Origin of the sequence: Winslowiella toletana, from assembly GCF_017875465.1 — a bacterium.
Taxonomy (GTDB): domain Bacteria; phylum Pseudomonadota; class Gammaproteobacteria; order Enterobacterales; family Enterobacteriaceae; genus Erwinia; species Erwinia toletana.
The window spans coordinates 4657527-4670107 of sequence record NZ_JAGGMQ010000001.1; the positions used below are offsets into that span (position 1 = coordinate 4657527).

The following is a 12581-nucleotide window of genomic DNA, read 5'->3' on the forward strand; positions in this document are numbered from 1 at the left end:
ATGGATGCGAAGCGCCAGTCAATGTACACCAACGATCTGCCCTGTACAATCCGGTTGTCATTTCATCAATCTAACCAGGGCTTCAGTACAGTTTCAATCCAGTTGGTGAATACACGTACCCGACAGGAAAGGTTACGCCGATGAGCGACAACAAGTGATGCGGTGAGAGGCGACGGCCGCAGGTCGGGCAAGATTTCTGTCAGCGTACCTCGTTCGGGATGGTGTCTTAGTGCCCAGTGACCCGCCTGGATTAAACCAATACCTGCCAGAGCGGCCTCATGATAAGTCTGAACACGGTTAACCTGCATCACGCCAGACAGCCGAATCGATGAATATCCACCGTCTTCGGGATACTCCCATCCTGCAAGTCTGGAGCCAAATGTCGTGTGTAATGAACCATCTGATGTTTTTGATTAATCAGATCGTTAATCGCGTGGGGTATGCCATGGCGTTTTAGATATTCAGGGCTTGCCACATTTATCATTCGCAGTTGCCCAAGGGGGCGCGCAATAAGGGTTTCATCCACAACTGGCCCAAATCGGATAACACAATCAAATCCTTCCTGAACAAGATCGACCCGACTGTGGTGACGTTGATCCCGTTCAGAACGGTGAGCTTTCCGTAGTCCCCGCCATCGTCGACGGAAAGTATGTGGCTGTAAAAGAAGGGATGACTCTGCAACATTGCAGAATCAGCACTGTTTATTCTCATGTAAAGCTGCTTGTCGGGCAGACGCCATAACGCTCATCATTGACCACAACATGATCGAAAGGCCCTGTAGTGAACGTCGTTAAAAAGTAATAAAAAATAATTTTAAGATTTAATTGAATTCACACATTTTTTGAACTATTAATTAATATATTGTTAACCTTGTCCAGAGGGCTGGCATATTTACTTGCGTGGATACTAATAACGTAATGAAATAATGATTTCCTGTCATTATTTGTTTTTAACGCTGTTCTGCATTATCAATAAGGATGTTGTATGTCTGGATTCTCTGAGTGGTATAGCAAAACAGAAGACTGTCAGTATGCTGTCGATTTATGGTGTTTTTTAGGAAAAGTGCCATGCAGGTATCATCGATGGTGATGTTTTTTTACTTTTTGTAATATATAAATTCATTGCTGGATTTTCATTCAGTAAGACAGTTTATTATTCAATGAATATGGTTTGGTTTTTTCTTCGAGCAGCGAAAATCTTGCTTCAGATAAAACTGCAGAAACCAGCGAAACTGCTTGCATTAAATTAAGAGTTAAATGATAAATAAAAACGTATAAAACTATTGAATGTCAATGGTGGAGGCGCTATGGTTTAGAAGGATATATATTTCAGCATGTTATTTAAGGCGGTGATATGCCAGTCTCTTTTATGTCCGGTGAGGAGAGGATGCTGTTATTTTGCTTCTCGCCGTGGATCAGGGCCGCAATGCTGTCAATTTAAAATATTTCCCTTACTGAATGGATTTTTCAGCAGGAAAGTGTGATTGTTATTTGAAAAGTAACGAGTCCATTATAGTGATGTACTGGCTTTAACGTTGGTGGCTAATACTTAAAGATAAATTCTGGCATATTCTGTTGCAGAATAGTGTGTGGAACCTTTCGCCAAATTAATTTCTGTTGAAGTTAAAATGGAGGTGTTTATTGCGTAGATGTCAATTATTTAAATGAATAGTTGTTTGACTTTTTCTCATAAACATTAATTTTGGATAGGTAAATGGAAAATATATCACACAAAGAATCAACTCTTCGTGCTCTTGGTGCGCTTGAAAACTATGCATGGCAGAGCGACACTACCAGTCCTAAGCATTTTACGATGTCTGCTGAGGTGGGAGGCAGTACGACGTTAGATGAATGGTCAGCAGCGCTTAAAAAAGTTCAATCACGGCATCCACTGATCAACGCCAGAGTTGATACCGGCAAAGATGGTCGACTGCATTTTTTCCATGGCCAGGCTATCGACATCCCGCTGCGTATCGCTCACCTGAATAAAATCGTGTCTGTTGAAAATGAAATTAAAAGAGAATTCTCGGCGCCATTCGGCACAGGCGATGTTGCTTTGTTAAAAGCCGCACTTCTCTATAGTGAAGATCGCTGCGTTATTATTATCACCGCACACCATGCGATCGCCGATGGAAAGTCTCTGACACATTTTATTCATGATATTCTTGAGACGCTGACGGGAACGATTCTGCCTGACCTGGCTTTACTACCTTCAATTGAAGATGCATGTTCATTAGATACAGAATGTGCGGGTGACATCAATATGCCAGTGCTTGCTGCAGAGCCTGTCCCTTACACAGAAAGAAGCTTAGCCAGACTTAATATCTCGCGACAACAGCTTTCACCTGAGCTTTCCAACCGCATCCGGGATCGAGCTAAAAAGGAGAATACAACCGTTCACGGGGCGTTGTCAGCCGCTTTCGTTATGGCATTCTATAAATCACCTGCCTGGCCTGACAGACCCGTTCGTATCTGTACACCCATCGATGCGAGGAAATATTCTGGTCTGGACTATGGACTCAGTTTTATGGCGCTGTTTCCCACTTATCACTACGAAGCTGGAACCTCTGAGGACTTTTGGCATATTGCCCGAGCGGTTACTGAGGACCTTGACGCCTATCGAAAAAAATCCGGAATGGCGGCCTTGATCGAACTTGTTGAGCCATTAATGAATAATCATGGCCTCAGTGAAATGATCAAGTTTGACCGGGAATGCTCTGCTGCTGATGTTCTTATATCAAATCTGGGTGTGCTCCCATTTAATAAGAAAATTGGCAATTTAACTCTGGAATCCCTGTGGGGGCCGAGTGTTTTACTGGGTACTGAAGGTGAACAAACTATTGGTGTAGCAACGATCAATAATTGCATTCATCTGATTCATACTTCTTATCAACCAATTTCTGATTTTTTAGAGCATGCTAAAAATGCACTCACTGTAGCGACAGGTATTACGGAGCTCCAGGTGCACGGATGAAGTAAAGAATGACGCCTGATATAGAAAGCCAGTAAACATCTGCTCAGTAACGCATGATTTCTGTGCCAGGGTTTTTAATTCAGGCGTCACTTTTTTCTACCGATAAGTCATAGAGCCGGCAGAGTTTTAGCTGGTTGTGATGAATCATAAGGCTTCATCGAAGCCTTATGAAAAATACAAAACCGGTCAGACGTTGAACAGGAAATTCATGATATCGCCATCTTTAACGATATAATCTTTCCCTTCTGAACGCATTTTGCCGGCTTCTTTCGCGCCTTGCTCGCCCTTATAGGCGATAAAGTCATCAAAAGCGATGGTCTGCGCGCGGATAAAGCCTTTTTCGAAATCGGTATGGATTTTACCGGCCGCCTGCGGGGCAGTGGCGCCAACCGGAATGGTCCAGGCACGCACTTCTTTCACACCTGCGGTGAAGTAAGTCTGCAAGTTCAGCAGCGCATAACCGGCGCGAATCACGCGGTTCAGGCCTGGCTCTTCCAGACCCAGCTCCGCCATAAACTCTTCACGGTCTGCATCATCCAGTTCAGCGATATCTGATTCCACTGCGGCGCAAATCGCCACCACGACTGAACCTTCTTTCTCTGCAATCGCACGCACCTGATCGAGGTACGGGTTATTTTCAAAACCGTCTTCGTTGACGTTAGCGATATACATGGTCGGCTTCAGCGTCAGGAAGCTCAGGTAACGGATAGCGGCCAGTTCGTCAGCATCCAGTTTCAGTGAACGCAGCATGCCCGCTTCGGACAGATGCGGCAGACATTTTTCCAGCGCAGCCTGTTCGGTTTTCGCGTCTTTATCGCCGCCTTTCGCTTTCTTCTGGACGCGTTGCAATGCACGTTCACAGGTGTCGAGATCCGACAGCGCCAGCTCGGTATTGATCACGTCAATATCTTCCGCCGGGTCAACTTTGCCCGCTACGTGGATAATATTGTCGTTTTCAAAGCAGCGCACTACATGGCCGATGGCTTCGGTTTCACGAATATTGGTCAGGAACTGGTTGCCAAGGCCTTCGCCTTTTGACGCGCCTTTTACCAGACCCGCGATATCAACAAATTCCATGGTAGTCGGCACCACGCGCTGTGGCTTAACGATGGCCGACAGCTGGTCAAGACGTAAGTCTGGCATTGGCACCACGCCGGTATTCGGCTCAATGGTGCAGAACGGGAAGTTCGCTGCTTCAATTCCCGCTTTGGTCAACGCATTGAACAGAGTGGATTTACCCACGTTAGGCAGGCCCACGATACCGCATTTGAATCCCATGTTTGAATCACCTTAATAGCTTGATAATCAAGGTATTTAAAAATACCTCAATAATGACATAGAAAAAACTTCCGGCATTATACACGTAATTATTACCGGTATGGCGGCGATTTCACCCTGAACGCTAAGTAAAGACTTGTGATCGCGATCTGATTTTCCGATACTTGTGGCCGAATCGCTCAGTTGCAAGGCACTCGCTGTTTTCAGTCACCTGCTATCAATAATAAGTGAAAAATCTATGTTTAACCTGAATCTCAGGGCCGCCGACGTCAAAAATGATGTGCTGGCAGGCTCTGTTGTCGCCGTGGCGCTGATCCCGGAAGCCACCGCCTTTTCGCTGCTGGCGGGCCTTTCGCCGACTATCGGCCTGCATACCGCCTTTATTCTCGGTCTGGTCACCGCATTTTTCGGCGGAAAACCCGGGATGATTTCAGGCGCTGCAGGATCAATTGTTGTGGTGTTAATCAGCCTGATTAATCAGCATGGTTATGAGTATGTGCTGCTGGCCTCGATTCTGGCCGGGGTGTTGCAGGTGGCGATTGGCGTCCTGCGGCTGGGTAAATTTATTCGCCTGGTGCCGCAACCGGCGATATTTGGTTTTGTGAACGGGCTGGCGATTGTGATTATGCTGGCGCAGCTGCCGATGATTAAAGATCAGGGACCGATGATGTACGCGCTGGTGGCGCTGGCGATGCTGATTGTCTGGCTGTTTCCTAAATTCAGCAAAATTATCCCCGGTTCACTGGCGGCGCTGATTGCGATTAGCGCCATTGCCATCGGTTTCCATCTCGATACTAAACGCGTCGGCGATCTGGCGGATATTTCCGGTAGTTTACCGATGTTCCATCTGCCGGATGCGCCGTTAAGCTGGGAAACGCTGAAAATTGTTCTGCCTTATTCGGTAATTATTGCGCTGGTCGGGCTGATTGAGTCGCTGCTTACGCTGGCGGTGCTTGATGAGATGGGCAGTAAGAAGGGCGCAGGTAATAAAGAGTGTGTGGCGCAGGGTATCGGCAATACTCTCTGCGGCTTCTTTGGCAGCTTCGCTGGCTGCGCGATGATAGGCCAGTCGATTATCAACTTTACCTCTGGCGGACGCGGGCGCATTTCCAATGCGGTCGGCGCCATTCTGCTGATTCTGTTTGTTGTCAGCCTGTCGCAATACATTGCGCTGCTGCCGGTGGCGGCGCTGGCGGGGATTATGTTTGTGGTCTGCATTAAGACTTTCGAATGGAGTTCGATTCGCCGTCTGAAGCGAATGCCAAAAGCCGATGCGGTGGTGATGATTGCCGTGACGCTGGTGACGATTTTTACCGACCTGGCGATGGCGGTGATTTGCGGGGTGATTATCTCGGCGCTGGTGTTTGCCTGGCAGCATGCGCGGATTACCATTCTGCACCAGCAGCAAGAGGGTGACAGCAAAACGTATCAGCTGGAAGGGCCGCTGTTTTTCGGTTCCGCCAGTGCTTTTGCTGAGTTGTTTACTGTGGAAAACGATCCGCAAAATGTGGTGATTGATTTTGCCCGTACCCGGGTAATGGATTCCAGCGGTGTGGAAGCCATTGATAAACTCAGTGCGCGCTACCAGCAGGCAGGGAAAAGCTTGCGCTTACGCCATCTGAGTGAGGATTGTATCAGTCTGCTGCGTAAGGCCGGGCCTTATTGCATGCATGAACTGGACGATCCGAATTATAAGGTGGCTGCCGACGACGCCTGAGTCGCTGCTCCCCCATCCCGGCCTTCCCTCGTCACTCACGGGGGAAGGCGCCGCCAGCCGGTTATTCGGCTTTAAAGGTATGCAGGCGGTTCATCGCCTTCAGGCGATCTTCTTTCAGCCACACTTCGGTGCAGCGCACGGCTTCATCGACGGCATCATCAATCAGCTTCTGCTCCGCGGCCTGCGGTTTGCCCAGCACAAAACCCACCACTTTATTACGATCGCCCGGATGACCGATGCCGATACGTAAACGGTGGAAATCCTGGCTGTTGCCCAGCTTGCTGATAATATCTTTTAAGCCATTATGGCCACCGTGGCCGCCACCCTGTTTAAACTTCGCCACACCCGGCGGCAGATCCAGTTCATCATGCGCCACCAGAATCTCTTCTGGCGTAATACGATAAAAGGTCGCCATAGCCGCTACCGCTTTGCCACTCAGATTCATAAAGGTGGTTGGCACCAGCAGGCGCACATCTTCACCGCCGATATTCAGGCGCGCAGTGTAGCCGTAAAATTTGCTCTCTTCTTTTAGCGACTGATTGTGACGCTCAGCCAGCAGGTCGACGTACCAGGCGCCTGCGTTATGGCGGGTTGCGGCGTATTCAGCGCCAGGGTTGGCAAGGCCAACAATCAGTTTAATGCTGCTCACGGTGGTGGGTTCCTGATAAGTGCTTAAGCAAAGGGCGATAGTTTACTGTGCTGACCAGCAGAACACAAAAATCCCGCGCCACTCCGCTACATGCGTAATAGTTCAGTGTCGCGATAATACATTTTCTATCGAAATTCAGGCTGTTAGACGTAAAGAATTGTCAAAATTAAGCGCATATTGTGATCAACCCCGCAACGAAATGGCCGGTCATTTCCTAAACTTATGGCAACCAGGCAATTTGTGCTATTGCCGCTTTACGCAGGTAGTGGAGGTGACAGATGAAACGTAAACACGCGAGTTTTGCCGGGAATGGCCTGATGATACTGGGCTTGCTCACCATGGTGGTTGGCGTGGGTTACTCCATTCTGAACCAGCTGCCACAGCTGCATCTACCGCAGTATATGGCGCATGGCGCAATATTCAGCATCTTTATTGGCGCGTTGCTGTGGCTGGCGGGAGCAAGCCTGAGCGGGCGGGAAAAAGTCGCCGACCGCTATTACTGGCTGCGTCACTGTGGCGACAAACGTTGCCGTCGTGACAGCCATCGCCATTCATAGTTACAACTTCGGTATATACTGCGGGGCGGCAACGTTGCCGCCCTTTTTACTGGCATACATTTTAGCGTTACTGTGAAACTTTATGGCGCAGACTAATCTGCACCAGCAGCGCGCACAGCAGGGTAATCGCCATTAACAGCAACAGTAACTGATTAAACGCCTGTAGCCAGATCTGTTGCAGCGCGGCAACCGGTAGCTGTAGCGAATGTGCGACTACCGTCAGATAGCCCGCAGCGAGGTACTGCGCTGCGTGGCGGGCGCTCTCCTCCGGCAGTAACGCTGTCAGCGGGGCGGCTATCAGTACCGTTAACAGGCTGGTCACCAGTGCCAGCGCCACGCCTTCTCCCGCCACGCGGATGGTGCTGAAAATACCGGTCGCCATTCCGGCGCGCTCTTCCGGCACCACACTAACCGACAAACCATCCATCAGACCCCATGGCAGACCACTACCGCAACCAATAATCAGCATCGCCAGCAGTTGCAGCGGCAGATCCGTGCTGCTATCCAGCTGACTCAGCAATAACAGACCGCCGGCAGCAATCACCAGGCCGCTGCTGGCCAGCGTGGCAGGGGAAAACCAGCGGGTCAGGGTTACGGCCAGGCTCGGCACCACGAGGATCGGCGCTGAAATCGGCAGCATCAACAGTCCGGTAGTCAGCGTGCTGTAGCCATCAATCCCCATAAATCGTACCGGCAGCAGCGCCAGTAACACGACAAAGCAGTAGCAGGTGGCGATCGGCAGCAGCTGGATGCCAAGAAAACGGCGATAGCGAAACAGCGTCAGATCCAGCATTGGCTGACGACTTTTCAGTTCGATAACCATAAACAGCAGGGAAAACAGCAGGGCACAGGCGAGCAGGGCGATCACCAGCGGATGGCGCCAGCCGTCTTCGCTGAACTGCAGGATGCCCCAGGTAAAGGCGGTCAGCGCCAGGCTGAAGGTGATAATGCCGCCAGTATCGATCACGGTACGTTGTGAGGCGCGCGATTCGCGCATCCGCCAGTAACTGATTAACGCAGCAGTGCCGCCCAGCAATGCGGGTAGCAGAAACACGCTGCGCCAGCCGCCATGATCGATCAGTAATCCCGCGACCACCGGGCCACCGGCAATGCCGACGCCGAAGCTGGTTCCCAGCAGGCTGAAGGCGCGTGCCTGCGCCGCGCCGCTCCAGCTATCGGCCAGCGCTGCCGCACCACCTGCCAGCGCGCAGGCGGCGGCTATGCCTTGCAGGGCGCGCAGTAAGTCGAGGATTAACACATTCGGCGCCAGACCAATGATCAGTGAAGTCAGGGTAAAGAGTCCCACGCCACTGAGGAACAGGCGTTTTCGTCCCAGATGGTCTGCCAGTGAACCGGCGGCCATCAGCAGGCTGCCAAAAGTCAGCATGAAAGCATTGGTGATCCAGCTAAGCGCCAGCGGCGAACCACCTAACTCCTGTGCAATCGCCGGAGTCGCAATCACGCCTCCGGTAAAGCTGAGTGGCAGGATCATCGCGGCAGTGCAAACCGCCAGTAAGGTCCAGCGCGGGCTGGTCTGTTCAATAATAAGCGTGCTCATAGCGTGCGTCCGTGGTTAACCTGTGCGAGGATGGCAGGATAAAATGACCGGCTATCGTTAAAAACAGGCCGTAGTTCGTGACTGAAAGGACAAAAACTCCGCAATGAACGCACTTGAGAGTCTTAGCGGGTTAACCGCGCTGGTAAAGGCCGTGGAAACCGGCAGTTTTATTGCCGCATCGGAACGTCTTGGCGTGTCGGCATCGGCGGTTGGTAAAAGTGTGGCGCGGCTGGAGAACAGTCTCGGCGTCAGCCTGCTTAATCGCAGTACCCGTAGTATCAGCCTGACCGATGAAGGAGCGCTGTTTTATGAGCGTGCGCGGCGGATTGTCGCTGAGATCGAGGAGGCGCAACATGAACTGTCGCGGGTAACGGCAAAGCCAAGCGGCCGATTGCGCGTCAGTTTGCCTGCGATTGGTTACCGTATGCTGCTGCCGCTGTTGCCAGAATTTATCGAAAAATATCAGGATATCGAGCTGGATCTTGATTTTAGCGATCGGCTGGTGGATGTGATTGCTGAAGGTGTCGATGTGGTGGTGCGCAGCGGCAGCTTTGACGATTCGCAGCTGCGGGTAAAGCGGCTCGGCAGCTACCGTTTGCTGCTGGTGGCATCGCCCGCTTATCTGGCGCGACATGGCGTACCGCACTCTGCGGCTGAACTGATGCACCATGCCTGCTTACGCTATCGCTTTAGCGCCACGGGCGCAGTACAGCCCTGGCTGTTTAGCGACGCACTGCATGAGCCGCTGCCGGAAAAGCTGGTATTTACCAATCTGGAAGCGATGATTTCGGCGGCAGTAAGCGGGCTGGGCGTGGTGTCGGTGCCGGATTTTGCTGTGGCGCAGGAGCTTAAAACCGGAACGCTGGTTACCGTACTGGATGACACAACCAGTGGCGGTGGGCAGTTTTCGTTACTTTGGCCGGGTAATCGACATCTTTTGCCTAAGTTGCGGGTATTTATTGATTTTATCCATCAGAATCATCTGCTGGGGGACTAAATAGCTAAAAGAATTTGCAGCCAATATTTAGTTTTTACCTGTAACAAGTAATCCCATTGGCGTCCGGTTAAACGTCGGGTAAAGACTATAAAAAAAGCCGGGCAAGCCCGGCTTTTTGCGCTCTGTCAGATGCTTAGTGTTCAAACATCGCAGAGATGGATTCTTCATTGCTGATACGGCGAATCGCTTCGGCCAGCATGCCAGACAGCGTAAGGGTACGCACGTTTGGCAGGGCTTTGATCTCTTCCGGCAGCGGGATGGTGTCACATACCACAACTTCGTCAATCACCGAGTTGCGCAGGTTTTCCACCGCGTTGCCAGAGAAAATCGGGTGCGTGGCATAGGCAAACACACGTTTTGCACCGCGTTCTTTCAGCGCTTCCGCTGCTTTACACAGCGTACCGCCAGTATCGATCATATCATCAACCAGCACACAGTCACGGCCCGCCACGTCACCGATGATATGCATCACCTGAGACACGTTGGCGCGTGGACGGCGCTTATCGATAATCGCCATATCGGTATCGTTCAGCAGTTTAGCGATAGCACGAGCACGCACCACGCCGCCGATATCCGGAGAAACCACAATCGGATTGACCAGACCGATCTGCAACATATCTTCAAGCAGAATCGGGCTACCAAACACGTTATCAACCGGGACATCAAAGAATCCCTGAATCTGTTCTGCATGCAGGTCCACGGTCAGAACACGGTCAACGCCAACGCTGGAAAGGAAATCCGCAACCACTTTCGCGGTGATCGGCACACGCGCTGAGCGGACACGACGGTCCTGACGCGCATAACCAAAATAGGGAATAACAGCAGTAATACGACCAGCGGAAGCACGACGCAGCGCGTCAACCATTACAACCAGTTCCATCAGGTTATCGTTGGTTGGGGCACAGGTGGACTGGATGATGAAAATATCACCACCGCGTACATTTTCATTAATTTGTACACTGACTTCACCATCACTGAAACGACCGACAGCGGCGTCTCCCAGGCTGGTGTAAAGGCGGTTGGCAATACGTTGTGCTAGTTCCGGCGTAGCGTTACCAGCAAAAAGCTTCATATCAGGCACGAGAAGAACCTCAGGCTTTGCGTCCAGAGAATGAACATAACTGTAATTGGCTACGGGCGCCACAATATTACAGCTGTTTCATACGGGTATGTTAATGCGCCACATGCAGTGTCAGGAACGGGTGACACTGTCACGTAATCGCTTACTGCCCTGAAAGGTTGCGATGCAGCGGTGAGACGTTAACGCCTCGCGCTACAAATCCCCGCAACCAGTTCGGGGCCAGCTCAAGCACCTGGCGGGCAGCGGACTCAGTGTCGAATTCAGCAAACACACAAGCACCGGTTCCAGTCAGGCGCGACGGCGCGTATTCTAGCAGCCAGGAAACGAGCTGTTCAACCTCGCGAAAACGTTTTCTTACTGCTGGTTCACAATCATTGCTAAAAGGTGACTGCATAATGTGCGAAAAAGCGCGTAATGGGGTGTCACGTTTCAGCTCGGGATCGTTGAATACCAGCGGTGTCGGGATGCTAACGCCTGCATGCGCCACCAGATACCATTTTTCTGGCGGATTTACCGGTTGTAACTGTTCACCGACGCCTTCAGCGAAAGCGGCATGGCCTTTTACAAACACCGGCACATCAGCGCCAAGGGTTAATCCCATCGTCGCCAGCTGATCGAGAGTGAAACCGGTCTGCCATAGCTGGTTCAGCGCGACCAGCACCGTGGCGGCGTTTGACGAGCCGCCGCCCAGTCCACCGCCCATCGGTAACTGCTTATCAATGGCGATAGCGGCGCCAGCTTCGCCGGGCAGGGTGCCCGCCTGCGTTGCCTGCTGCATCAGCAGGCGCGCGGCGCGCACGATCAGGTTCTGCTCGTCGGCCACACCGTCGATCGGCGTCAGCAGACGAATAGTCCCGCTGTTATCCGGCGTAATATGCAGCGTGTCGCCGTAATCAAGAAACTGAAACAGCGTCTGCAGATTATGGTAGCCGTCCGCACGACGCCCGGTGATGTAAAGAAACAGGTTAAGTTTTGCCGGAGCAGGCCAGGTGGTGATCATTATTTTACGGTCCAGCTATCCATACGCAGTTTAATGCGCTGCGAACCTTCGCGCAGTTCGAGACTGGCGGGCAGCGCCGGATTAACTTTGCTGTCGTAATCCTGCCAGCTGACTTTCCACTGCTGACCGTTGCGGCTGTAGTTCAGCTCGCGCAGCTGATACTGATCGTTCAGCTGATAATCGGTCGCTTCGCCCGGCAGACCCATCATCCATTTGCGCAGATTTTCCAGCGGAATATCCATGCCGGTCAGCTGTGAAATCATTTTTTCCGCGTCATTGCTGACATAGCGTTTACCGTTGCTATCGACCAGCTGCACCACCGAACCCTGTGCATCCAGCTGTAATTCGGTGCTGCCTAGCGGGTTGGTTAACAGTAAACGGTAGCGATCCGGCGCAGTTTGTTGCCAGTTAAAGCGCGCATAAACTTTTTGCTTATCGGAAAGATAGGCAAAAGCGCCACGCGTCTGGTATTGGGTGATTTTTTCGACACTTTGCTGATGTTGTTGCCACTGTGGAGAGGTAACACTTTGACCAGGACCCTGCGGTTTATTGGCGGTACAGGCTGCCAGTAACAGGCCTGCAAGCGGCAGCAACCGCATCAGGCGGGGCTTGCGTACGTACATAGGTGGTCATCTCCTCAGACACATTCAGGGCATGCTTGCCCAAAGTTAACCGTTAACGCTAACCATCCGCGTTTAAGCAGTCAATGCTCAAATTGTCTTAATTAACTGCAATTGCGCAGATCAAGGCACAACCTGGTACAGACATATG

Annotated in this window: 12 protein-coding genes; 4 read left to right on the forward strand and 8 right to left on the reverse strand. The window is 51.4% G+C overall.

The annotated features are described in order from the left end of the window. Window positions 1-65 precede the first annotated feature (65 nt). Both J2125_RS25220 and J2125_RS25225 read right to left on the reverse strand, forming a co-directional pair. On the reverse strand, window positions 66-308 hold the full coding sequence (locus J2125_RS25220) for a LysR substrate-binding domain-containing protein (RefSeq protein ID WP_338063267.1): 243 nt from the start codon (window positions 306-308) through the stop codon (window positions 66-68). Continuing rightward, entirely contained in the window at window positions 308-526 is a 219-nt protein-coding gene (locus J2125_RS25225; protein WP_338063266.1) for a type 2 periplasmic-binding domain-containing protein, read from the reverse strand. The genes J2125_RS25220 and J2125_RS25225 overlap by 1 nt, the downstream gene beginning before the upstream one ends. Before the next feature lie 1187 nt (window positions 527-1713). Between J2125_RS25225 and J2125_RS21880 the strand changes: the two genes are divergently transcribed. Further along, window positions 1714-2973, forward strand: coding sequence for a phthiocerol/phthiodiolone dimycocerosyl transferase family protein (locus tag J2125_RS21880; protein WP_026111829.1), 1260 nt, complete (start codon window positions 1714-1716; stop codon window positions 2971-2973). Window positions 2974-3159: 186 nt separating this feature from the next. Here the strand turns inward: J2125_RS21880 and ychF are convergent, their stop codons facing one another. Continuing rightward, window positions 3160-4251, reverse strand: a complete 1092-nt coding sequence (gene ychF / locus J2125_RS21885; RefSeq protein ID WP_017802058.1) for a redox-regulated ATPase YchF — start codon at window positions 4249-4251, stop codon at window positions 3160-3162. Window positions 4252-4489: 238 nt separating this feature from the next. Here ychF and J2125_RS21890 point away from each other — a divergent pair, with 238 nt between their 5' ends. Beyond that, window positions 4490-5968: a SulP family inorganic anion transporter gene (locus tag J2125_RS21890; RefSeq protein WP_017802059.1), complete on the forward strand. Its 1479-nt coding sequence runs from the start codon at window positions 4490-4492 to the stop codon at window positions 5966-5968. Window positions 5969-6029: 61 nt separating this feature from the next. Here J2125_RS21890 and pth read toward each other — a convergent pair whose 3' ends face one another. Beyond that, entirely contained in the window at window positions 6030-6617 is a 588-nt protein-coding gene (gene pth / locus J2125_RS21895; RefSeq protein ID WP_017802060.1) for an aminoacyl-tRNA hydrolase, read from the reverse strand. Window positions 6618-6895: 278 nt separating this feature from the next. On the opposite strand from pth, the gene ychH reads away from it, so the two are divergent. Beyond that, the gene (gene ychH, locus J2125_RS21900) at window positions 6896-7174 is read left to right on the forward strand and encodes a stress-induced protein YchH (protein WP_017802061.1); all 279 of its coding nucleotides are present in this window, start codon (window positions 6896-6898) and stop codon (window positions 7172-7174) included. Window positions 7175-7241: 67 nt separating this feature from the next. Here ychH and J2125_RS21905 read toward each other — a convergent pair whose 3' ends face one another. Then, window positions 7242-8732 carry an MFS transporter gene (locus J2125_RS21905; protein WP_017802062.1) on the reverse strand — a complete coding sequence of 497 codons (1491 nt, stop codon included), beginning with the start codon at window positions 8730-8732 and terminating at the stop codon, window positions 7242-7244. Between the two features lie 103 nt (window positions 8733-8835). Here J2125_RS21905 and J2125_RS21910 point away from each other — a divergent pair, with 103 nt between their 5' ends. Then, complete coding sequence (locus tag J2125_RS21910) at window positions 8836-9729, forward strand: LysR family transcriptional regulator (protein WP_017802063.1); 894 nt, start codon at window positions 8836-8838, stop codon at window positions 9727-9729. A 133-nt stretch (window positions 9730-9862) separates the two neighbouring features. Here J2125_RS21910 and prs read toward each other — a convergent pair whose 3' ends face one another. The 3 genes from prs to lolB form a co-directional block, all read right to left on the reverse strand. Further along, complete coding sequence (gene prs / locus J2125_RS21915) at window positions 9863-10810, reverse strand: ribose-phosphate diphosphokinase (protein ID WP_085939527.1); 948 nt, start codon at window positions 10808-10810, stop codon at window positions 9863-9865. 142 nt (window positions 10811-10952) lie between these two features. Then, window positions 10953-11810 (reverse strand): 4-(cytidine 5'-diphospho)-2-C-methyl-D-erythritol kinase, encoded by an 858-nt coding sequence (gene ispE, locus J2125_RS21920; RefSeq protein WP_017802065.1) that lies wholly within the window; start codon window positions 11808-11810, stop codon window positions 10953-10955. Further along, entirely contained in the window at window positions 11810-12433 is a 624-nt protein-coding gene (gene lolB, locus J2125_RS21925; RefSeq protein WP_017802066.1) for a lipoprotein insertase outer membrane protein LolB, read from the reverse strand. Before lolB ends, ispE begins: the two co-directional genes overlap by 1 nt. Window positions 12434-12581: the final 148 nt, after the last annotated feature.